23 protein-coding genes, 1 tRNA gene and 2 pseudogenes are annotated in these 21,076 nt (G+C 66.1%); 9 read left to right on the top strand and 17 right to left on the bottom strand.

Features of this window, described 5'->3' with window-relative positions:
* Positions 1-257: 257 nt before the first annotated feature.
* Positions 258-878 carry a hypothetical protein gene (locus tag MFF56_RS04715; RefSeq protein WP_066919039.1) on the bottom strand — a complete coding sequence of 207 codons (621 nt, stop codon included), beginning with the start codon at positions 876-878 and terminating at the stop codon, positions 258-260.
* A 79-nt stretch (positions 879-957) separates the two neighbouring features.
* Positions 958-1,566: a hypothetical protein gene (locus MFF56_RS04710; RefSeq protein WP_066919041.1), complete on the bottom strand. Its 609-nt coding sequence runs from the start codon at positions 1,564-1,566 to the stop codon at positions 958-960.
* A gap of 401 nt (positions 1,567-1,967) precedes the next feature.
* Between MFF56_RS04710 and MFF56_RS04705 the strand changes: the two genes are divergently transcribed.
* The 4 genes from MFF56_RS04705 to MFF56_RS04690 all read left to right on the top strand — a co-directional run bounded on the left by MFF56_RS04705 (position 1,968) and on the right by MFF56_RS04690 (position 4,668).
* The gene (locus MFF56_RS04705; protein ID WP_156453510.1) at positions 1,968-2,189 is read left to right on the top strand and encodes a hypothetical protein; all 222 of its coding nucleotides are present in this window, start codon (positions 1,968-1,970) and stop codon (positions 2,187-2,189) included.
* A 209-nt stretch (positions 2,190-2,398) separates the two neighbouring features.
* Positions 2,399-2,701 carry a hypothetical protein gene (locus MFF56_RS04700; protein ID WP_066919043.1) on the top strand — a complete coding sequence of 101 codons (303 nt, stop codon included), beginning with the start codon at positions 2,399-2,401 and terminating at the stop codon, positions 2,699-2,701.
* Between the two features lie 443 nt (positions 2,702-3,144).
* Positions 3,145-3,408: a hypothetical protein gene (locus MFF56_RS04695; RefSeq protein WP_066919045.1), complete on the top strand. Its 264-nt coding sequence runs from the start codon at positions 3,145-3,147 to the stop codon at positions 3,406-3,408.
* A gap of 744 nt (positions 3,409-4,152) precedes the next feature.
* The gene (locus tag MFF56_RS04690) at positions 4,153-4,668 is read left to right on the top strand and encodes a GNAT family N-acetyltransferase (protein WP_238229590.1); all 516 of its coding nucleotides are present in this window, start codon (positions 4,153-4,155) and stop codon (positions 4,666-4,668) included.
* A 38-nt stretch (positions 4,669-4,706) separates the two neighbouring features.
* Here the strand turns inward: MFF56_RS04690 and MFF56_RS04685 are convergent.
* The 3 genes and pseudogenes from MFF56_RS04685 to MFF56_RS04675 all read right to left on the bottom strand — a co-directional run bounded on the left by MFF56_RS04685 (position 4,707) and on the right by MFF56_RS04675 (position 6,658).
* Positions 4,707-5,989: pseudogene (locus MFF56_RS04685) on the bottom strand (Y-family DNA polymerase).
* Positions 5,986-6,440: pseudogene (locus MFF56_RS04680) on the bottom strand (LexA family protein). The pseudogenes MFF56_RS04685 and MFF56_RS04680 overlap by 4 nt, the downstream one beginning before the upstream one ends.
* Positions 6,437-6,658, bottom strand: coding sequence for a hypothetical protein (locus MFF56_RS04675; RefSeq protein WP_066922552.1), 222 nt, complete (start codon positions 6,656-6,658; stop codon positions 6,437-6,439). Before MFF56_RS04675 ends, MFF56_RS04680 begins: the two are co-directional and overlap by 4 nt.
* Before the next feature lie 223 nt (positions 6,659-6,881).
* Here MFF56_RS04675 and MFF56_RS04670 point away from each other — a divergent pair, with 223 nt between their 5' ends.
* Complete coding sequence (locus MFF56_RS04670) at positions 6,882-7,307, top strand: response regulator (protein ID WP_066922556.1); 426 nt, start codon at positions 6,882-6,884, stop codon at positions 7,305-7,307.
* A gap of 480 nt (positions 7,308-7,787) precedes the next feature.
* Here MFF56_RS04670 and MFF56_RS04665 read toward each other — a convergent pair whose 3' ends face one another.
* From MFF56_RS04665 to MFF56_RS04640, 6 genes are all read right to left on the bottom strand, one after another.
* Positions 7,788-8,792 (bottom strand): SDR family oxidoreductase, encoded by a 1,005-nt coding sequence (locus tag MFF56_RS04665; RefSeq protein WP_066922550.1) that lies wholly within the window; start codon positions 8,790-8,792, stop codon positions 7,788-7,790.
* Positions 8,793-8,906: 114 nt separating this feature from the next.
* Positions 8,907-9,791 (bottom strand): NAD(P)H-hydrate dehydratase, encoded by an 885-nt coding sequence (locus tag MFF56_RS04660; RefSeq protein ID WP_066922548.1) that lies wholly within the window; start codon positions 9,789-9,791, stop codon positions 8,907-8,909.
* Between the two features lie 30 nt (positions 9,792-9,821).
* Entirely contained in the window at positions 9,822-10,568 is a 747-nt protein-coding gene (locus tag MFF56_RS04655) for a histidine phosphatase family protein (protein WP_238229589.1), read from the bottom strand.
* A gap of 213 nt (positions 10,569-10,781) precedes the next feature.
* The gene (locus MFF56_RS04650) at positions 10,782-11,156 is read right to left on the bottom strand and encodes a VOC family protein (RefSeq protein WP_066922546.1); all 375 of its coding nucleotides are present in this window, start codon (positions 11,154-11,156) and stop codon (positions 10,782-10,784) included.
* A 283-nt stretch (positions 11,157-11,439) separates the two neighbouring features.
* Positions 11,440-11,895 carry a Ros/MucR family transcriptional regulator gene (locus MFF56_RS04645; RefSeq protein WP_066922544.1) on the bottom strand — a complete coding sequence of 152 codons (456 nt, stop codon included), beginning with the start codon at positions 11,893-11,895 and terminating at the stop codon, positions 11,440-11,442.
* Positions 11,896-12,035: 140 nt separating this feature from the next.
* Positions 12,036-12,305 (bottom strand): hypothetical protein, encoded by a 270-nt coding sequence (locus tag MFF56_RS04640; protein WP_238229588.1) that lies wholly within the window; start codon positions 12,303-12,305, stop codon positions 12,036-12,038.
* Between the two features lie 328 nt (positions 12,306-12,633).
* On the opposite strand from MFF56_RS04640, the gene MFF56_RS04635 reads away from it, so the two are divergent.
* On the top strand, positions 12,634-13,212 hold the full coding sequence (locus tag MFF56_RS04635; protein ID WP_238229587.1) for a PAS domain-containing protein: 579 nt from the start codon (positions 12,634-12,636) through the stop codon (positions 13,210-13,212).
* A gap of 91 nt (positions 13,213-13,303) precedes the next feature.
* Here the strand turns inward: MFF56_RS04635 and MFF56_RS04630 are convergent, their stop codons facing one another.
* Positions 13,304-13,522 (bottom strand): hypothetical protein, encoded by a 219-nt coding sequence (locus MFF56_RS04630; protein ID WP_066922142.1) that lies wholly within the window; start codon positions 13,520-13,522, stop codon positions 13,304-13,306.
* 1,667 nt (positions 13,523-15,189) lie between these two features.
* Between MFF56_RS04630 and MFF56_RS04625 the strand changes: the two genes are divergently transcribed.
* Complete coding sequence (locus MFF56_RS04625; protein WP_066922140.1) at positions 15,190-15,423, top strand: hypothetical protein; 234 nt, start codon at positions 15,190-15,192, stop codon at positions 15,421-15,423.
* Positions 15,424-15,677: 254 nt separating this feature from the next.
* On the top strand, positions 15,678-15,932 hold the full coding sequence (locus MFF56_RS04620; protein WP_156453699.1) for a hypothetical protein: 255 nt from the start codon (positions 15,678-15,680) through the stop codon (positions 15,930-15,932).
* Between the two features lie 470 nt (positions 15,933-16,402).
* Here the strand turns inward: MFF56_RS04620 and cuyB are convergent, their stop codons facing one another.
* Positions 16,403-17,113, bottom strand: coding sequence for a cysteate racemase (gene cuyB / locus MFF56_RS04615; RefSeq protein WP_066922126.1), 711 nt, complete (start codon positions 17,111-17,113; stop codon positions 16,403-16,405).
* 59 nt (positions 17,114-17,172) lie between these two features.
* Complete coding sequence (locus MFF56_RS04610) at positions 17,173-18,066, bottom strand: LysR family transcriptional regulator (RefSeq protein WP_066922124.1); 894 nt, start codon at positions 18,064-18,066, stop codon at positions 17,173-17,175.
* 497 nt (positions 18,067-18,563) lie between these two features.
* Between MFF56_RS04610 and MFF56_RS04605 the strand changes: the two genes are divergently transcribed.
* Positions 18,564-18,794, top strand: coding sequence for a hypothetical protein (locus MFF56_RS04605; protein ID WP_066922122.1), 231 nt, complete (start codon positions 18,564-18,566; stop codon positions 18,792-18,794).
* 100 nt (positions 18,795-18,894) lie between these two features.
* On the opposite strand, the gene MFF56_RS04600 is transcribed toward MFF56_RS04605, so the two are convergent.
* The 3 genes from MFF56_RS04600 to MFF56_RS04590 form a co-directional block, all read right to left on the bottom strand.
* Positions 18,895-18,971 (bottom strand) — tRNA-Met (locus MFF56_RS04600).
* Positions 18,972-19,072: 101 nt separating this feature from the next.
* Complete coding sequence (trpB, locus tag MFF56_RS04595) at positions 19,073-20,314, bottom strand: tryptophan synthase subunit beta (protein WP_066924964.1); 1,242 nt, start codon at positions 20,312-20,314, stop codon at positions 19,073-19,075.
* Positions 20,315-20,367: 53 nt separating this feature from the next.
* Positions 20,368-21,057: a phosphoribosylanthranilate isomerase gene (locus MFF56_RS04590; RefSeq protein WP_066924966.1), complete on the bottom strand. Its 690-nt coding sequence runs from the start codon at positions 21,055-21,057 to the stop codon at positions 20,368-20,370.
* Positions 21,058-21,076 lie beyond the last annotated feature (19 nt).

The following is a 21,076-nucleotide window of genomic DNA, read 5'->3' as shown; positions in this document are numbered from 1 at the left end:
CCTGCGTCAAGGGCATCGTGCATTTTTTTGCATCCGTCGGGGATTAAATTTAAGGGGCATGGGCTTAGGCAGCATGCGCACTCAGGACGCACCACGCTGTCAGCACTATGATGCCGCTTTGGTCACGCTTCTGGAGGCCACCGGATCGCTGCCCCTCCATCGGCTGGGGATGACATTCCCCCCCAAACTGTTCAGGCCTTGAAACCATCCGGCGTCCGCCGTCTTGCCATCCGCTACGAGCGACGTGCCGGCATTCACTACGCATGCCTTCGCCCCGATCTGCCACACTCAGGTAGAACGGTTTTGTCGCGGCTGAGGAGGAAGCTGGCGAGGATTTCGCCGGAGAGGGTCAGCAGCCGCGGGGCGCGGACGTGCGCGGTGTCCGGCCGGGCCGAGACGATCAGCGCCGCCTCCGCCCCTTCGCCGGGAAGCGGTTCGCTCGGTGCGGCACGAGCAGCGCCATGCCGGCGCCGATCACAGGCCGGCAGTGCCCGGCCGAGGCACCCAGCAGGCGCGGCCTGCGGCAGGAAGCCCGCCAAGACATCGCCGTTGGGCCGCATGGCTGGCGATAGGGGCGTGCCAAGGAACAGCGTCAGGTCGGCGGCGCGGGCCTCGGCAAGACCGTAGGCGGGCTGATGCCCAGCCTTGAACTCGGCCTCGTCCGCGAGCCACCAGCGCAGGTGCGTCAGCAGAGCGAGAGCGCCGAACCGTGTGGCGCACGCGGTCGACACGAGGGCATCGGAGGCAGCGTCGTACTCGTTGCTGGCCTCGACGCTCGGCGTGCCTTCAGGGGCGACCTGAAAGGCGTCGTAGGCAGCGCGATGCCGCGCAATGGCCGCGTGGATCGGATCCTCCGCAGGCATCTGGACATGGATCATCGTTCGGGCTCCGTGAGGGCTCGTTGGGTCGGGAATGGCGGGGAGGGGAGGGACTGGCGGTGTGCGGGCCGCGGGGCGCCTAGCTCGGGGCGTTGCTCACCACGATCCGGGCGAGATGCGCGAGGTTCAGCGTGCCGGCCGTGCCGGGCTCAAAAGCCTCAGCATCCTCGGCGTAGTGCCGGATCAGCGCCTGAAGGCCGGCAACCATCGTTGGGATCAAGGCGTAGAGCGCGGCCACGGCGCGATCGTTCGTCTCGCCAGCCTTGTCAGCGCGCCGAACAGCCTCCGTGTCGTTCTCGTCCAGGCCCTTAAGCGAGGCCGTGAACGCGCGCTCGGTAGAACGGACCGCCGCGATCGCGGCAAAGATTGGCTCGGCGGCGGGGACCAGCGGAGGCGGCAGGCGGCCACTCGGCTGGGCCGCTCCTGTACGAGCGAAGATCTCGCGCAGGTGGCGCCGAGCGAGACGGGCGGCACTCACGGTGCCAATGCTGACGGCGCGGTCCACATCTTCATCATGAAGAGCGACCACTCGGCGGGCCACCTCGTCGTATTCGATGTGCGCGAGCGGCATCGGCCGCCGCGCTGCAAGGGCGATCCCGGCACGGCGCCGCGAATGTTCAGCCTGGAGATCGACATGCGTACCGGCCAGGCGCGCTTCGGCGACCGAACCGGCCCACAAGGCCAGCATGTCCGCGCACCTCGCCCCATCCCAACATCCGGCTATGCGGTCCGCGAGCGATTAACCTGCCACGTCTATGCTCCGTCGGATCACTGGACGGACAGCCACACCATGCCGCGGCCGAATAAGACCGACCTCGACAACTTAGTTCTGAGCAATCGGGCAGCATCGCGCGTCCTCAATCCCCGCGGCACCGTCCGGGCCCCTGCTACGCAGGACACAGACAGTCCGAGAAAACAGAAGAAAAGGGACCTGGCCGTTATCCTGTGGGCAGCTCAAGTGCTCGTCGTTGTAGGCTGCTTTTGGGCGGTTGATCGTTTCTTCTTGAACAGCAGGGTTTATATCACTCTCGAGCATAAAATTAAGAGCGGCAACGAAGCCCTGCAGAAACTGACTCAGAAGGTGGCGCCTTGAACGGCAACGTAAGCAGCCTGCCTTTGGACGAGGACGACACTGTGCCCCTCAAACGATGGGTAGGAGAGCGCGTGCTCGCCATCGGCGCTGTCGCGGCTTTGTCAATCTTTCTGTTCGGGCCAATCGATGACCTGACGCCGATCGGCCAGCTCGTCTTTTCCCTGGCCTGCGGTGCAGCGCTGATAGGTCTGCTGCGGTACGTATCTGCTGCCGTTTAAGGTCGAAGCAACCGAGCCGCGCCACAAGGCCGGCATGTCAGCGCACCTCGCCCCTCTCCCGACCTCCGACCTCCGACCTCTACACTTGGCGTTCCGGCGTCGAACGCCTTAGCCCAACGAAGAGTCCCTGCCCCGGCCTCTACGGCGAGCAGTGGCAGAAGGCGCACGCCAACATGCTCGACTTCCTGGAGCGGTTCGGGGCCTAGGCGGTGGATCTCGGTCGGACCGACCTCGACCTGTTCAGCGTGCACGCCCAGCACGGCACGATCCGCTCGGACTACTGCGGCGCACTGGTGATCACCGCTCGGCCGGCCGAGACCATCGGCGCCGACCGCATCGGGTTCGGGAACCTCACCTACTACTGGATGCAGGTCTGGATGCAGGTCGGCCCCCCCACCCGCGCCTGCGCGGCATTCCGATCTGGGCGTTCAAGGGGTGAACGGGCTCATTCGCTAGCTCCAACGCTGGCAATGATCTCGATCTCGTTCAGCTCTTCCGGCACCTCATGCTGAGGCGTCACCAAGATCTTTGTGGCTCTGAGACCGCGTCGAGGCCGGCTTTCCCGGCGTGCAATTTCGAGGTTGATAGCCGTTGTGACGAATTCGAGCGGCTCTTCACCGTGCCTCAATACGGATTTAAGTGCCGCCAATTCGGCTGGTGTGAGTGAGATTTTGCTTTTTACCACGATTGCTCCCCGGATCAGCGCCTAGCGTATCCGCCCAGGGGTACAGCAAGTCTCAATCCGCCTTCATCGCCCCCCCGAAATTGCCTCATCACGCCCACGCGACTCTGTCAAACACAATACGTCGCCGCACTCGATATTTCATCATCGTATGACGAGCGGCCCCGCTCATAGCGAATGTTAATGTAATTCACTTGCGGTTGGGCTGGCCGGTTTGCGGATTAGAGCCAGGAAGCACGGGCCATTACCGAGAGAAGGCGCTATCCTCACGCCATGGCTGACCAGAAGACCACGGGCACCCTCCGCAAGGCCGCCGAAATTACCGACGACGAGATCAACGCCGCGGTCGATGCGGTGCTCGCGAAGCCGAAGACCGCCTCCTACCCGATCGGCGGCTACCTGCTCGACCTCGCCGCGGCGGTCGAGGCGCACGAGCCCTCCGCGAAGCCTCTGGCCGATCCGGAAGCCAAGCCCCGCTGGCGGCGTACCATGGCGCGGACCGCGATCTTGATGGGCCGACCAATGAGGATCGAATAACTCAGATCGGAGCCAGACACATAGGCGGTAGCTCAGAAGGATTATTGCCGCCGGTGGCCTTCCGCATAGTCTTGGAGCTATGCGGGTGTAATACCTGACGACTCAGTGCCCTCTTGGACGACGGTCGGACAGCGCAATCTCACTCGCTCCAAATCGCCAGCTGCAAGGCCAGACATGCTCCCGAGGACACAGGCTCCGACTGGCCTTTTGAGCCGGGATTTGTGGGGAATTCGAGCAATTGAGACGTCCCTTGATCACGTTCGATCTGGAATAAGCGTTCGGACGATCACCGACAGCGGCGAATGGGACGCTGCGATTTGGGCGCACCCGCGCGGCAATATATTCGCTTCGTGGCTCTGGGGCGAATACAAGAGCCGTACAGGCTGGAAGGTCCACAGACTTGCCATACTCGACGGAGCCGACGATATTCTCGCTTTGGCCCAGTACCATGAGCGGACGCGCGGTCCGGTCCGAATTGTGCGGATACAGGGTGGACCACTGCTAACTCATAAAGGCGCGCGACGCGCCGAACGATGCCTGCAAGCCTGCTTCAGCCATCTCAGGCTGAGCCGCTTCGACGTCGTGCTAATCGACTTCGAGCGTTCTCAGTGCTCAGCCGCTACGAGTGCTGTTCTAGCACAGGGCTTCACTCCCGTAGTTACGCCGATTCGGCACACAATTGACGTTGATCTGACTGTCGGCCTGAGGGGCATCGAAGGGCAAATGGAGTCGCGTTGGAGAAAGGTGCTCCGTCGCGTCGAGCGGACGCCGAGTTTGTCCGCACGCTTTGTTGAGGATGTGGAGGAGCGGCTTGCCTGCTTCGACGCCTTCAGTGTTCTCTACTCCGAGCTGAAAAAGCAGCGTGGCTTTTCCAACTCCTTTGACTGCGCAGCTTATCGGGACCTCGCGGCGCGCGATCCTCGTCACCTCTTTGTTGAGGTGCGAGATCGGGGCGAGCTCGTCCTGATCCGCATAGCTCATCTCACGGCGGAGCGTTGTACTGATTTCTTCACGGCCTCTACCGATCGGGCGCGGGCAAGTGGTGCGGCGACGCTGGCAATCTGGCGGCTAATTGAACGCGCCTCTGCCGCGGGGTGCAAGGTATTCGATCATGGCGGCATCGATCCCGCCGCAAATCGCGGCGTGTACGAATTCAAGCGTGGTCTAAGCCAGAACGTTGTTCTAGCAGGTCCAATCTGGGTACACAGCCGATCATCGCTCCTGCAGAAGGCGGTCGCGGTAGGATTGGGCGTCCGCTAAGCCCGCTTCGGTGTACAATAAATCGGCTTCCTCTCAGTCTAAGCCAGCGCCACCGGTAGCTCACTCACCTGCGTCGTGTAGCGCGGCGTCCGCATCTCGAACTTCGTGCTCCAGTCCCGCTTCTCCAGCACGCCCGCGCGCGCCGGCACGACGGCACCAGCGCCCCAACGCGCGTTGCAGGCGTCGATCCCCGCCATCAGCGGGCCCGAGCGCTCGCGGTCCATCTGCCCGATCAACGCCCGCGGGCTGTCCTCCAGCCGCATCAGGTCGGTGGTGATCACGCCGGCCTTGCTGTAGCGCCACGGCCGCTCGCCGGGCTCGCGCCAGGTCTTGGCGACGCCGAGCAGCGCCGCTTTGATCAGCGCGAGCGTGTCGCTCGTCGCCTCCGGCAGCATGACAGTCGTGGAGACCGCGCGCATCGGGTCGGCCCGGTCGTGCTCGCTGGTGTGGTAGAAGACACTGACATGGTTGGTGGCGAGTCCACCGCGCCGCAGCTTCTCGCCGAGGCGCGTCGCGTGCGCGGAGACCGCCTGCTCCAGCGTCGCCCGATCCGTGATGCGCGAGACGAGAAGGAGCGGGTGACCGCGCAGCCCCTGCGCTGGACCGGCATCAGCTCGAGGGGCAGGCAGGCGAGCCCCCGCAGTTCGTGAATGATGCGCTCGCCCACCACCGTCATCGCCTTGCGCACCGGCCGCGGGTCGAGGTGGCGTAGGTCCGCTACCGTGTCGACGCCGAGCGCCTCAAGCTTCGCGAGCGAGGCGCGGCCGATGCCGCAGACCTCCGAGACCGAGATCCGGCAGAGCCAGTGGTCGTAGGCCACCGGGTCGGTCAGATCGCAGACGCCGTCGAGGTCTGGTACGCTCTTGGCGATGTGGTTGGCGAGCGTCTTGGTCGGGCCGATGCCGACGCAGGTCGGGATGCCGGTCCAGGCGCGCACGGTCGCCCGCAGGTCGCGGGCGAGCTCGACACGCCGGTCCGCTCGCACGTCGGATAGGTCGAGGAAGCTTTCGTCGATCGAGTAGATCTCCACCCGGGGTGAGAAGTCCCGGTAGACCGCGTTGGTACGCGCGCTCATGTCGCCGTAGAGGGTGTAGTTCGACGAGAACACCCGCACGCCCTGGCTGCGACACATCTCCCGGATCTTGAAGAAGGGCTCGCCCATGCGGATGCCGAGCGCCTTCGCCTCGGCGGTCCGCACGATGGCGCACCCGTCGTTGTTCGAGAGCACGATGACCGGCACGCCCGCGAGCTTGGGGTCGAACACGCGCTCGCACGAGCAGTAGACGCTGTTACCGTCGATCAAGGCCAGCGCCCGGCTCATCGGCCGAGCCGCTCGCGGACGAGGTGCCAGCGGATCGTGAAGCGCACCACACCCCAGATCGCCGCCTCCTCGAGATCCTCGACGGCGAAGGCGGGCAGGTCCGGGTTGTCGAAGGCAAGCCGCGCGCGGTTGCCCCCGATGACGAGCCGCTTGATAGACATCTGCCCGCCGACCACCGCGACCACGATGCTATCGCGTCCCGCCGTCAGGCTCCGGTCGACGCAGGCGAGATCCCGGTCGAAGATGCCGGCGCCGCGCATGCTCTCGCCGCTGATCTGCCAGAGGAAGGTGGCTGGCGGGTTCGGCACGAGCCAACGCGGCAGCTCGAGCGCGCCCTCCAGGAAGTCGTCGGCGGGCGAGGGGAAGCCGGCGCAGAGCGCCTGCCCGAGCAACGGATGCGGATCGTGGCTGTGCCCCTAAGGGACAGCTCAGAAACCTGACGGAGGCTCATGCCTTGGGGCCGGTAAGGGGGACGCCGCCCCAGTCGAACCCTCGAGAGATCAGCCGATCGCTGCGCAAGGAGCGCCGCTCGGCCTCAGCAAGGTCGGTGAGGGCGTCGTCGATCGCGTGGACGAGCGCGGCCCGAGCGTCCCCATCGGCCGCCAGCTGGTAGGCGTAGGCGATCCGCTTAGCCTCGGATGGCACGACCTCGACAGGGTTGCAGTGCATCCGAGCGCCTCCGCAAAACCAGAACGTTTGCGGAACAAGCATCACCGGGCGGCAGGGTTCAACCAGCGTGGCCGCGACGATCGGCGCGTCTGTGGATAGCGGGCAGATCGGGCGAGCCTTGGAACGGTAGAGGCTGGCTCGTGTGGACCGCGCCGCAATCCGTGATGGGGCGGAAGCCGCACCGCCCGCGTTCAGGATGAGCCGAGACGAATGCGGGGTGATCATGGAAGGCGGTTACGCGCCAAGCACGTTTGCAGTGCTCTTGGTTGAGGACGTGCCGGTTCAGATGATGGCAGCCGCCAGTGCCCTTCGGGATGCCGGCCTTCGGGTCATCGAGGCGCCGACGGTCGAGGCGGCGACCTCGGCGCTCGGCGCTGATACCGAATTGCGGGTGATTGTCGCCGACATCGATCTAGACGGCGAGCCGCTTACGGGGCTGATGCTGGCGAAGGCCGTGGCGGCTCGCTGGCCGGATTTGGCCGTGCTGATCATCTCGGGAGTGATCATGCCCGAGACAGACGCCATGCCAGCAGGTGCTCGCTTCCTGCAGAAGCCCTTTGAGCCGGAGGCGCTGGTCGATGCCGTCCGTAGTTTAGTTGAGGCGAGAGACGCTGGACGCCTCGCCCCGGATGGATCGATGACGGATTGAAAACTTAAATCAAGCAAACCGAACGATCTGACCTGATCCAGCGTTAGGGGTCCCTAGGCCTGAAGATCCAAGGATCAAGCAATGTGGAGCTGGCGGCTCATGGATCGGGCGCCCCGTGACGGCCGCTGGATCATCGCCATCAATCGGCGCGAGCCAGACCGCCGAGCCGTCATCCGCTGGGATCCGGGGAGCTTTGGCGAGAGCGAGCCCTGGCGGGTCGCTTCTTGCGACCACGGCTATGCGTCGGATGCTTTCACGGACTGGATGCCCTTTCCGCCCTGGCCTGCTCGAAGCGAACAAGCGACCGCTGGCCAGGTCGAGGTTTCGGCCACAGTAGGCGTCGATGGGCCCTGAACTGCGGCTTTCTGCCCGAACCGAGATCATTTCAGGGTCCCGCGCACTGAGGCGGACTGCAAAGCTTACCACCCGGGACGGCGGCGGATGCGAAAGCGCAGAGCCGACCGCCGCCCAGGCCGGCCCTTACAGCCGTCTGAGGAGCCGCCGGGGAGCCAGAGCCGCAGCGCTCGCGAGCCCAAGAAGCGCAGCGCCAGCCATGCCCGCCACCAGCAGGTCACGTTCGCGACTCGTCCAGAACTCATGCCGGCTCGTGCGCGTGCGAGACGAGAACCTCCCATCCACCGCAGCTTCCCCTGGCGCCGGCTTGAACAGGTTGCCAGTCCGATCCGGCTTCTCCGTATCCTCGAGCTGCGCGTCCCACATCGAGGCCGCCTTCCGGTCGGCAAGCCCCGGCGCGATCGCCTGGGCGGCTGCCATCATGAGGGAGGTCCGCCCGACCCACACCTCCCGCTGCGGATGCTCGACCGCGTAGAGTATTGCCTCGGCACAGAGTCGGGGATCGAACACCGGGTCCGGCGCGTACTGCCCGCGGCCAGTGCGCGTTCGGGACCAACCGAACTGCGGGGTGTTCACGGCAGGCAGGTAGACGACGCTCACGGACACCGCCACGCGATCGTGGATCAGCTCACAGCGCAGAGCGTCGGTGAAGCCTGAGACCGCGAACTTCGCGCCGCAGTAGGCCGCCTGCAGCGGTGCGGCCCGGATGCCGAGGCCGGACGAGACCTGAATGATGGCGCCGCGGTTGCGCGGCTTCATATGCCGGAGCGCGGCGAGCGTGCCGTAGACCTGACTCAGGTAGGTGGTCTCGGTGACGCGCCGGTACTCCTCCGGGCTGATCTGATCGGCAGGGCTGACAACGGTCGACATAGCATTGTTGACCCAAGCCTGGATCGGCCCGAGCTCGGCCTCGATCTGCGCCGCCGCGGCGTCCACCGCCTCCGCGTCCGCGACGTCTGCGGAGATCGCCAGCACTGGACGGCCATGCGCGGTCAGCAGTTTCTCAGCCTGGCGCAATCGCGTCTCATCCCGGGCGATCACCGCGACGCTCCACCCACGGGCCGCGAACAGTTGCGCTGTTGCCAGCCCGATCCCGGCTGTTCCTCCGGTCACTACCGCGACGCGTGGCATATTCGCCTCCTCAATCCTTCCGCGTGAACGGGTGGGCGGGGGCACGGTTGCGCGGCACGGCGAAGCGTCACAGCCAAAGGTTCTGAGACTTCGGCGAGAAGTTCCTACTTTCCGCTACGTCAGCACCTCTGCGAGAATGCAGGGCACCTCGGCAGGGATCTCGCGGGCAAGGAAACCAATGCCCCCGTAGCGTCGCGCGAGTCGTCGCCCGGCCTCACCGTGGACATAGACACTCCACAAGGCCGCCGTCGCAGGGTCAGCGCCACGTGCGAGCAGCCCCACGATGAGACCTGCCAAGGTGTCACCTGAACCCGATGTTGCAAGCCCGACATGGCCAGCTTCGTAGCACCATGCTTGGCCATCCGGAGCGACGACGAATGTCTGCCCACCTTTCATCACCGTGACGGTGCCGAACTGCTCCGCAGCAGTTCTTGCTGCCGAGAGAGGGTTGGCCTCGATTTCCGCGCGCTCGACATCCAAAAGCTTTGCCATCTCGCCAGCATGCGGGGTGATCACCGCGGCGTTCGGAGCGGTTCGTGCCAGATCGGGCTCGACCCGAAGCGCCGCGAAGGCGCCAGCGTCCAGCACGAGCTTGCAATCGCGAGCCTTGCGGACGAGGGCAGCAACGAGGCGCTCGGTATCGTCGTCTTCGACCATGCCGGGTCCAAGTAGGACAGCATCGCTCCCCTCGATCTGCGACGTCAGAACGTCCGCGGCCGAATGATCAATCCCACCGGCAGATGTCTGCGGCAGGCCGATCACCATCGCCTCGGGCACAGCGATGCCGATCGGTATCGCTATGTCCTTGCAGACCGCGAGTTTCAGCTTGCCCGCACCAGCGCGCATAGCGGTGTGCGCTGCCAGCAGAACGGCACCCGGCAGGGCCGTGCAACCGGCAACGATCAGCAAGCGCCCGCGATCGTCCTTGCTGTCGCAGTCCGGATCCGGCAGCCTCCGGCTCCGCAGCAGATGCTCGGTGACAGGCGTGACAGCGGCCATGGCATGTCCCTCTCGCCGGTCGCCGAACAATTATTGCGCGACCGCGTCGGCGTCCGTCTCGGAGGTAACGGGGGTACCCTGCTCCTCAAGTGGTGCGACGAAGTTGTAGCGGATCAGCGCAAGCCCCCCATCTGGACCCGCATCTGGCGAGAAGACGTACTCGGTCACACCGCAATTCGCGACGTCGCCTTCGGCATCGACAGCCAGTATCTCGGCCTCTGTCATCTCCTCAAGAAGATACCGCAGGCAGAGCACGACCACCTGATGGGCGACGATGAGAATGCGTCTGCCGTCGTGGTGGAGCGCGACCGTATCCAATGCGCTGCGCAGGCGCAGGACGACGTCGCACCAACTCTCCCCGCCGGGGGGCCGATGGTAAAACTTGCCGAGATCGCGCCGCAGATCCGCCTGTTCGGGGTGAAGCTGCTCGATCCCGATCCGCGTCAGCCGGTCCAGGATCCCGAACTCCTTCTCGCGCAGACGCTCGTCCACGAGAAGGGCCGGGGCGTCTGGCGCGAGTCCACCAGCCGCTCTAATGGCCTCAGCCGTCTCGACCGCCCTGCGATAGGGCGAGGCAAGTGCGAGTTCCGGACGCTCGGCCTCGGGCAAGCTAGCAAACCACCGACCGAGCGCATCGCCCTGCCGGTGACCGAGAGTGCTCAACGGGACGTCTACGTCGCGTTCAGGAATGTCGATCCGTGCTGCACCCGCCGCGTGGGCCGCATCGCGTGCGACGTTGCCGGAACTCTCGCCATGCCGCACGACCCAGAGGTGCAACGGGTATCTGCGCGGCACGGACACCTCCGAAGTGCGGTCCAATTCAGCGTGCGCAACGCTCCGGTCTGAAGCTCGTTCCGCTGGGCCCAACCGCATGCGCTGGACCGACCGGAGCCACGACGGCTCGCTGCTGCGGTATTCCCGGCGGCCTGGCCTCAACATGCCGCTGCGCGATCTGGCCGAAAGCGAGCGTCTGAGCGCCGGCCGCTCGGCTCACTGCGCCGGCTGGGTCCTTGCGGTGAGCTTGTTGCCGTCCGGATCGCGCAGGTAGGCAACGAAGGCCCCATTCGGGCGCTCCGAGGGTGGGCTCTCAATCGCGGTCCCCCCGTTCGCAGTGCCGGCCGCGTGCCACGCGAGGACATGATCGCGGCTCGCAGCGACGATACCGATGGTCCCGCCGTTGGCTGCAGTCGCTGGATTGCCGTCGATCGGCTTCGTGATCATCAGCCGGCCGCCCGCGTAGGCATAGATCAGCCTGCCCCGCTCATCCATCCTGCCAGCCTTGCCGCCCAACGCGGCGAACGTGGCGTCATAGAAGCCCCTGGCCCGCTCCAAGTCGTTGCTGCCGATCATGACGTGCGTGAACATGCTTCCTCCCCATCCAGCTTCGGAGGCCGGCCGACAGGCGGCCTCATGGCCGGCACCGCGCAACAATCCGCGCAATCGGTCCGAAAAGCCAAGCTTCTAGCCCCTGGTTCACAGTAAGCTCCTCGCGCCGGAAAGGGGATCACGGCTGGAGGCTGCGGCCGATCGAAAGATAGAAAAAGCGGTGCTCGCGCCGGATCGGCATGGAGAGGCCTGCTGGACGCCCGTGCGGGATCCAGCAGGCGTATGGCCGAGCTTATGACGGGGCCAGTGTCTCAGTGCCGTCTTACGCGGTTGCTGCCTTCTTTGGACGCCCGCGGGGCTTTGCCGGCTCGGCCGGGGCCTTTGGTTCGGGCTCTACGTCAACCGCAGCCTTGCGGCCCAGGCCGATGCTGCGCGCCAGCGTTGAGCGCTGCGCGGCGTAGGCCGGTGCAACCATCGGGTAATCGGCGGGCAGGCCGTACCGCTCACGATAGGCGCGGGGATCCAGGCCGTGGCCGGTCAGGTGGCGCTTGAGCGTCTTGTAGGACTTGCCACCAATGAAGCTGATCAGGCCCTCGTCGGTAACCGACTTGCGGATCTGGGCGGCGCTGGGCTTCTCGACCTCTGGCTCTGCGGGTGCTGTGGGCTGTCCGAGGCCGACAAGGGCAGCGTGCGTGCCGGCGATCAGACCTGGCAGCTCACCGACCTGCACATGAGTGTTGGACACGTAGGCTGCCACGATACCGGCAGTCTGGCCCAGGGTAAATCATATCTTCCTGTGGCTTAGAAGCCGGTGAGGATGCCGGCCGAGCCCCAGAGCGTGAGGCCCAGCCCGACCACGAACGCGCCAATCATGGCGTACGAGAACAACTTCATCGCCTTCTTCATCCGGCGCGCCCCTTAGCAGCGGTTGCCGCCAGAGGTCTGGCCATACTGCTTGACCGGGAAGTTCTGCTGGTTGGCGTTGCCCTCGGCCGCCGAGCTCATCGGGCAGGTGGCCGGGTTGCGGCTGCCGTAGAGGCCGATCGAGCCGGTGGTCTGCGGCTCGTAGGGCAGGGTGCCGGTATAGTGGCCGCGCGGCGCGTCGTAGGGGAAGGCCAGGGCAGACGAGGCCGGGGCAGCAACGCCGAGCACGAGGGCGGCGACAGCGGCGGCGACACGGGTCTTCATGAGGGTCTTCATCTCCTGATCACGCTGGCGGCCGGCCGATCCGGTCCGCATCGTCTTGCGTGGCCTTCAGATGGGGAGCCCTTTGCCGACGCGACGTGCCAGGACGCACGTCCCATGAGGGAACGAAATCCACCAGCTTTCCAGCTGCGCCCACCTCGCTAACAACCGCAGCAGACGACGTGGGTTAGCCCCTAACCGTTATGTGTCTGATGCGGGATGCGCCATTCGAACGAGAGGTGGCAGCAGACGCCACGTTCTGACAATTACCACCCTGAGTCGCACGCGCGAGGGGTTGGCGGTGGCACGGAAAGCGCACCCGGACACGATCGTGTCCGAGGCTGCCCTACAGGCAGCCATCGATGCCTCAGGCGGCATGGGAGCATGGGAGTGGAATGTCGCGGAGGATCGGGCCTACGCCGATCCCGTCGTCGCGCTGCTGTTCAACCTTAGCCCAGCACAATCCCGCAGCGGCGTGCCGTTCGAGGTGATTGCGCAGGCCATCCACCCTGAGGATCGTGAGCAGATCAGCAGCATCATCTGGGGCTGCGTTCAAGCAGGCAGCTCCTACCTGGCCGAGTACAGGGTCATCTCGCCCGGTGGCCGTGTCCGCTGGATCCTCTCGCGCGGCCGCTTCTTCCTCGACGAACAGGGACGCCCGGCCGAGGGGCGTGGTGTCGTCATCGACATCACTGACGCGGACCTGAGCACCCGAGCCTTCGCTGCGCGGGCGCAGGACGAAATCACCGATGCGATGAACGAGGCCGCGGATCTGGGCATCCGGCTGCACGGCCTTGCCAAGGAGCTAAGCTCTCCACGGCTGCGAACACTGACGCAACAGCTCCTCCTGGAGCTCGGACGGCAGTTGGCACAGCGCGAGTTGTCCGAGAAGTGGAGGGACATGCACTGACCAGGGCAAGGCGCGGCCCCGCTGGTGTCGCTGCGTGTCAGGCCCGCCGCTGTCCCTCAGTGGCGGGCCTTCTGCGTTCATGCGTAGCTCGTTAGCGAGCGGTCGCTTCAACGACGATCCGTGGAGCGACCGGAGCAACGGGCACCAGGCGGGGCGCAGTGGTCAGCTCAGACGCCGGCCGTACAGCCGCCGTAACGCGAGCCTGATCGCGGTAGAGCGTAGGCGTGATGTTGGTGCGCTCGTCGGCAATCGCGGCACCCGCCACGGTGGCGGAAGCGAGAGCGGCGAGGATGAAGGTGCGAACGGTCATGGGTTTGGTCCCTCCGGGATTTCGGGGCTGATGCCCTGTTTCGAGAGGGAATGTGCGCTGCGCCGCCCCATCATTCCAACAGATGCTATCGATAAGTCGTATCGATGCCATCAATGATCTTTCTGCGCGCCAGAGGGTCGTAGGTGGGTCCCTTTTCGGCGCCGATCTGGCCCCGCGAAGCTCTAAGGATTTCTCGCAGGGTGCAACGTACGCACGGGCGTTGTTCGGCCCTTAGGGCCCAGTTGAGCGGCACAGCCGGCATTCGCCTGAAGCGGCCCTTAACCTTTGGCGATGGCTTGGCATACAATGAGCGCATGCCTCTCATACGTTTTCGTATGTGGCATGCCAGATGGTGCGACGCGATATAGCGGCCATCGAAGACACCCGCTCAGGACCACGCTGATGACCTTACTTGCCGCTCTCGCCCTCCTTCCTGTCGCTGCTGGTGTCCAAGTTTCGCTCGTGATCGCACTGGCCCACTACATGGACGGTGACCGCACTGCTGCCGGCTTCTCCGGCCCGGTCCCGACCCTCGCCTGATCCACGGCAGAGCCGCCTCGCGCGGCCAAAGTGATGCAGCCCGCCCGGTTCTCCGCGGCGGGCTTTGCCGTTCTAAGCTGGGTTACGCGCTACGCTGGACGGCCTCGTGCCCCAGCTCGTCGCCTTCGGCCTCCGGGCCGCGGCTTAACCGATCCGGTGAACTCTCCTTACATTCGGGCTCTGGCCGTGGAGCGCCTAGCCTCGGGCTCGCGTTGGTTCAGGGGCAATGCTGGGCCAGGAGGCCAGCGATGCTCTGGCGGCGAGAGCTCTACACGAGTTCAAGCGGTGACAGGTGGTTCCTCGCGTGGGATACGGGGTCGGATCGCCCATACATCCTGCACGAGCCGAACGCAGCCTCAGGCGGGCTGCCGCGCCAGAGCTAAATCGGCTCCTTCTTGGTGACAGGTGGGGACGCCCCCGAACACCAAGAGCTTCTGCGGATGATCGGGACGCTCGCGGAAGGTGGCACCCTCGTCACGCCGCCCCCTGAGCACGCACGCTCGCATTGGGTGCCGTTGAACGGGCCAGGTTGAGGGGCACTGATGGCCGCCCCTCTCGCTTCCGTCTCCTTGTGCGTTGCAGGCGCGCGGCACAGCCCGGCTTCATCTCCGGTTGAGGCTCTTTCCTCACCCCGTGGTCAGGACAGCCGATTATGGAGTTCGCATCCGCTTCCCAAGTTCCGCGCCATGTCGCACGCCGCCAACCACCTGCTGCTCAACCACCGTGAAGTCGCTGCCGTGGCAGCCACATCGGCCATGTTCTTTGCTGGGCTGTTCTTCGTGACCTGGCTAGGGGCCTGAGCGGTCTAGATCGCTTCGCCCTGTGCGGCGTGCGGGATCATGAGGTGGTCGTAATCTCCGTTCGGGCAGGAAAATTCGGAGGGCGCTGCACTATTCCTCACAGCAAGAAAATTTGAGTCGAACACAAGAATTTCTATTCAGGCGCTGAGTGCATGGCTCTTCTATTGGGGGCCGGGTGTGCCCCCCTCAGGGAATAGCAATATACGTCGCGCTACTTATGGGTTGTGCACTATGGTGCGATGCATAATGCGCAGACCGCGCCGCACAAATCCGTGGTTCAATGTCTTCAACGGTCGCTTCAAAGGTCGACCACGCCGGAGACAAACCATGCGCACCATTCAGCTTCTCGCCCTTGCTGCCCTCGCTTCTGCTGCCACTGCTGGCACCACAATGGCTGAGGACCGCATCAACCTGACGCCGCCGCTCTACCGTGAGCAGGCTCGCGTCACCGCGGCCGTGCGGCCAGCGTCCGAGTTGACCACGACCCCGACCCCGACCCCGACTGCCGCCGCCCCGGCAGCTCGGCGTGTTGTCGCTGAGGCGGGTGCGCTGACCCGCTAAGTTATTGCGGCTCGACTATCGGCCGGAGCCTGTCGTCGGCTGGATGGGCTGACCAATAGGTCGGTCCTGTGGGTGCCTCTTTGGGTGGGCTGATTGCTGAGAAGCAACGGTCTCACCACATCAGCCACGCTATGACCCTCGCCGCGCTCTTGCCGCCGGTCGCCACAGCGACCGTGCTCAACTGCTTCTTGTTCGCGCTGGCGTGGCGCGGGGACCGGACCGAGCTGCGAACCGGTAGGACGCCTTGGCCGCTCGTGCTAGGCATCACCTACATCGAGCGGCACGCCCTCGCCCTGCCCCAGCAGTACGCTCAGGGGTACGCCGACAGCATCGAGTGCACTGTCTGCCCAGCGCCCATGAAGGCCGAGCGGATGCGCTACCTGATCCAGCACCACCCTGCCGTGGTGCCCTTCGTTCAGCAGCACATCCCGCCCGCCATTCAGGCCTCGCAGCAGGCCATGAACCAGATCGGCGCCGCCCTGCTCCCCTGCTTTGAGGACCGCGCATGAGGGCAAGGCTGCTGTCATGGCCCTGTTACCAGGGGCTAGCGCACCGAGTTACCGTCTTGGCTAGTGGCGAAATCTGACGCTTGGTACCCGTCACGAAAGGCCGCTTCCGACCGATTTTGTTGAAAAACTCCGGGTTATCGCCCCAAGCGGCGCCCAGTCCGAGTCGTCGGAGTATGTTTTCCTCTTGTTCGCGATGAGATGCCACGATGGCCGCGCATCCTGAGCTATCCGGAAGTAGGATCTTCTCCAGAAACCGCGGCTAGGAGTGCTGCTTCGGCCGATCCCGAGTTTTTCAGCAAAATCGACCCTGAGCGGCCCCTGGGAAGGTCCGCTTGGAGGCTGCCGAGTTGGACAGCGATTGCGATCAGTTCGGGTGAATTTTCGTCGGCTTGCTTCCGAGTACGGATAGAAAGCGTGCCGCAGCGAGCGGCGGAGCGGGGTCAAAACGCGGCCGACGAGGCGGATTGATATCAGGCCGCGAAGGCAATCTCGGATGCTGCGTCTGTCTTGCAGGCGCGCACGCAAGCACGGGCGAGCGCCTCTGTCGCGTCCACAAGCTTCGTACGCAACGTTCCTTCGACCGAAGCGAGTGCCACTGGGATCTCGGTACAGGCCATTACAACCTGGCTACAACCTGCGGCGACCAGCGCCTCGGCCTGCGCCTGCAGGATCTCCGTCGCCTCGGCGAGCTGGCCGGCCTTCACCAGCCGGATCGCCCGCATCACCTCCTCCTGTCCGGCCGCGTCGGGAGCCCGGCAGGACAGACCCTTGTAGGAAAGCCGCTCCTGGTAGAGGCGGCCTTCGATGGTGCTGGTCGTGCCCAGGACGCCGATGCAATCACCCTTCCGCGCGGTCAGCTCGAAGGTCACGGCGTCCACGATGTGCAGGATGAGGACAGGCGTCGCATACTGGAGGGCGCAGTGCCACATGTGGGCGGTGTTGCAGGGTATGGCGATGCAGGTCGCACCTGCAGCCTCAAGCCGCCGCAGGGCGTCACGCATAGCAGGAAGCGGATCGGCTCCCTCCCCACGGAGTGCGGCGTTGCGGTCTGGGATGTCCGAGGCGGAGCACACAACCATTGGGATATGGTCTTGGTCGCAAGCAGCCGGGGTGTTGCGGACGACCTTCGCCATGAAATCGACGGTCGCCATCGGACCCATCCCACCTAGCACACCGAGCATCGTGACCTCCTGCTGTGAGGGCAGGATGCGTGGCCTGCACCGGCGGGTCCAATGCCGTCTCAGTCCGACCTATTCCGATCTTGCATAATTGCGGCGACGGCTTCTGCAGCCTCCCAGACGGCTGACACAGCGGCGCGGCGATGACCGGCATTCCTGTAGAGGCGCACCTCAAGAGGCATTGCCTCGCCCAACGCGATCAGCCTGCCTTCGGTCAGCTCGTGCCCGACGAGGCTGCGCGGTAGCCATGCCAGCCCATGGCCCTCCAGGGCCATGAATTTCAGCGCCTCGGCCATCGCGTTTTCGTTCGTGTGGGCGACCGCCGCGGGCGGCCCGCCGGCCTGCGCCTGTGCGAACGTCGCCACGCGGCCCAGGAAGGAGTTCTGCGCGTAGCTCAGGAGCGGCAATGGCGCGTCCGTCGGCGTCGGGCTCCGTACGGCCACAAGGCTGTCGGCCCCCACCACCCAGTGTGGGAACTGCACCGGGTCGAGCAAGATCGGCACGCTCGGATGGTTGAAGGTCAACAGGAAGTCGTACCCGCCTTCTACAACGGCCTGGATGCAGGTGTGGAAGTCGTCGGGCAGCAGGCGGCTACTCAGGGGACCAGTCCGGGCCTCGATCTGGCGGAACCAGCCCGGGAAGAAGCTCAGAGCCAGGGTGTGAAGCGCCGCGACCGCGACGGTCTGCTTGTTCGGCTGGGCGCTGGCCTGCAAAGCGGCGCGGCTGCCGTGGAGCATACGCACGGCTTCCTCGGCCGTCTCGCGGAACTCCCGGCCGGCCGGCGTCAGCGAGGTCGGATAGGTGCTGCGGTCGATGAGGGCCACACCGAGCCAGATCTCCAGAGCCTGGATCCGGCGGCTAAAGGCGGATTGGGTGACGTGGCGCTCCTCGGCTGAACGCGAGAAGTTGCCGGTGCGGGCGAGGCTGACGAAGTCCTCGAGCCATTTCAGTTCCATGATGGGTCGAGACTAGCGCGGTAGCGGGGCTGTGACCAACCTCCTGTCTTGCCAGAGGCTTATGAAGATCGCCATCGCACGAACGACCGCTTCGGGGACGGATGCCAAAGCCCGCTCCCCACCCTCTACGGACCTCGTGGATGAGTACCAAGTGGTAGATTTGAGCCTACGACGGTCCGGCGGGCGCCCGTGCCAGAGGTCGTCGAGGACGGCCCGGCACCAGGGCACGTACTGCGACGGCCCCTGACAAGCCATCCCTTAGGCCTCGGGCCCGACCGCGTCACCAACAGCAGGACCTCCTCCAGGCTGGCCCCGGCCCCGAGCCGCGCAACCATGCGCTCCGTGTCGTACTCCCCGCGCCGCCGGGGGCACCACACGCAGCTCACCCGCACCCGCCGGTAGGGGAATTCGCCCAACGTCCGAGGTTCGTGCATCTCATCCTTGCCCGTTGACCCGCCCCGCATGTTCCCTATCTGTTCTCAATGGAGAGACGGTCAATGCTAAGCCTGGACGACATCGCGGCCGCGGCCGCCGGCGAGGAGCGGGACGCCCTGTGGCGGTCCGTGGCCGAGGATATGGAGGAGGCCGCCGGGCGCCGCCGCGGCGGGCGCGGATTCGTGCAGGCCGACCGGCCGGCGGATCTGGCGCGGGCGCTGGGGCGGGACCGGCGGGCGAGGTTGTCCACAGGCACGTCCTGGGGCGGCGCCCAGGGCGGCCGCTGGGCGTAGCGGGAGGGCACCCGCCGCCCCAGTTCCGCCCCGGAAAAGCAAAAGCCCCGAAATCCTTTTCGGGGCCCGCGCCTAAGTATCTGTATTTGCTAGGTGTGATTGGTAGCGAGGGAGGGATTTGAACCCCCGACACAAGGATTATGATTCCTCTGCTCTAACCAGCTGAGCTACCCCGCCCCAAACCGCCGTCAGCCCTGTCGGGCCGCCCGTGTCGGTGGCTGGATATAGAAAGAGGGACGCTGCGGTGTCAACGCCCTCGTTTCCCATCCAGCCGCGTCTCAGAGCTTCGTCCCGAAAATCTCGGCCACCTGCGGGATGTCCTTGTCGCCCCGCCCCGAGAGGTTCAGCACCATCAGGTGCTCGGCCGGGCGCTGGGGTGCCAGCTCGAGGATCTTGGACAGGGCGTGGGCGGGCTCGAGCGCCGGGATGATGCCCTCCAGCATCGAGCAGAGCTTGAACGCCTCCAGCGTCTCCGCATCGGTCGCCGACAGGTAGGTCACGCGGCCCATCTCGTGCAGCCATGCGTGCTCGGGGCCGATGCCCGGGTAGTCGAGGCCCGCCGAGATCGAGTGCGCGTCCGCGATCTGGCCGTCGCCGTCCATCAGCAGGTAGGTGCGGTTGCCGTGCAGCACGCCGGGCTTGCCCCCCGTGAGCGAGGCCGCGTGCAGGCCGCTCTGGACGCCGTGGCCCGCCGCCTCCACCCCGAAGATCTCGACCTCGCGGTCGTCGAGGAAGGGGTGGAACAGGCCCATCGCGTTCGAGCCGCCGCCGATGCAGGCGACGAGCGAGTCGGGCAGCCGCCCCTCCAGCGCCAGCATCTGCTGCTTGGTCTCGATGCCGATCACCGACTGGAAGTCGCGCACCATCGCCGGGTAGGGATGCGGGCCCGCGACCGTGCCGATGCAGTAGAAGGTGTCGGCGACGTTGGTCACCCAGTCGCGCAGCGCCTCGTTCATCGCGTCCTTGAGGGTCTTGGTGCCGGATTCGACCGGCACCACCTCGGCGCCCAGCATCTTCATGCGGAAGACGTTCGGGGCTTGGCGGGCCACGTCGACCGCGCCCATGTAGACCACGCATTTGAGGCCGAAGCGCGCGCAGAGCGTGGCGGTGGCCACGCCGTGCTGGCCCGCCCCCGTCTCGGCGATGATGCGCGGCTTGCCCATGCGGCGAGCCAGCAGGATCTGGCCCAACACGTTGTTCACCTTGTGGGAGCCGGTGTGGTTCAGTTCCTCGCGCTTGAAGTAGATCTTCGCGCCCTGTCCCGCGGGCGCCTTGGCGCGCAGGTGCTCGGTCAGGCGCTCGGCGTAGTAGAGCGGGCTCGGCCGGCCGATGTAGTGCGTGCCGTAGGACTCCATGTCGGCCCGGAACTCCGGGTCCGCCTTGGCCTCGGTGTAGGCCTTCTCCAGGTCGAGGATCAGCGGCATCAGGGTCTCGGCCACGAAGCGGCCGCCGAAGATGCCGAAGCGCCCGCGCTCGTCGGGGCCGGTGCGGAAGGAGTTCGGGGCGGGTGCGACGGTCACGGGGCTAGTCCTCGGGCGCGTGTCGGGCAAACGTGTACCCGTTTGCGCCTGCTTTAGACCCCTCGGGGTGCGGACGCCAAGCCGGCCGCGACGTCCCCGGGCGCGTCACCCGCCCGCACCGCGCGGATGAAGGCCGCGATCAGGCCCGGGTCCTTCACGCCGGGCGCCGTCTCGACGCCGGAGGAGACATCGACGGCGGGCGCCCGCGTACGGGCGAGCGCCTCCGCGACCGTGCTGGGGCGGAGCCCGCCGGAGAGCATCCAGCCCCGGGGCAGGGCGGTGCCCGAGAGGAGCGACCAGTCGAAGGCGAGCCCGTTGCCGCCGGGCAGGTCTCCGCCGCGCGGCGGCTTGGCGTCGAGCAGCAGGCGGTCGGCCGCGGCGTAGTCCGCCACGCGCGCGAGGTCGGCGGCCTCGCCGATGCCGAGCGCCTTCATCACCGGGCGCCCGGTCAGGCGCCGGATCGCGGCGACGCGCTCCGGGCTCTCGCGCCCGTGGAGCTGGATCAGGTCGGGGGCGACGCTCTCGACCGCCGCCGCCAGCGCGGCGTCGTCGGGATCGACCAGCAGCACCACGCGCTCGGCACGGCCGCGCACGGCGGCGGCGAGCACCCGCGCCTCCGCCCAGCCGAGATGGCGCGGACTCTTCGGGAAATGCACGAAGCCCACGAGGTCGGCGCCCGCATCGAGCGCCGCCGCCAGCGTATCGCCGGTGGAGAGCCCGCAGATTTTGACGCGCGCGCTCAACGGACGGGTCCGGCCGAGG

Origin of the sequence: Methylobacterium hispanicum (genome assembly GCF_022179285.1) — a bacterium.
Taxonomy (GTDB): Bacteria; Pseudomonadota; Alphaproteobacteria; order Rhizobiales; family Beijerinckiaceae; genus Methylobacterium; species Methylobacterium hispanicum.
This window is presented reverse-complemented; position numbering and strand designations above follow the sequence as displayed.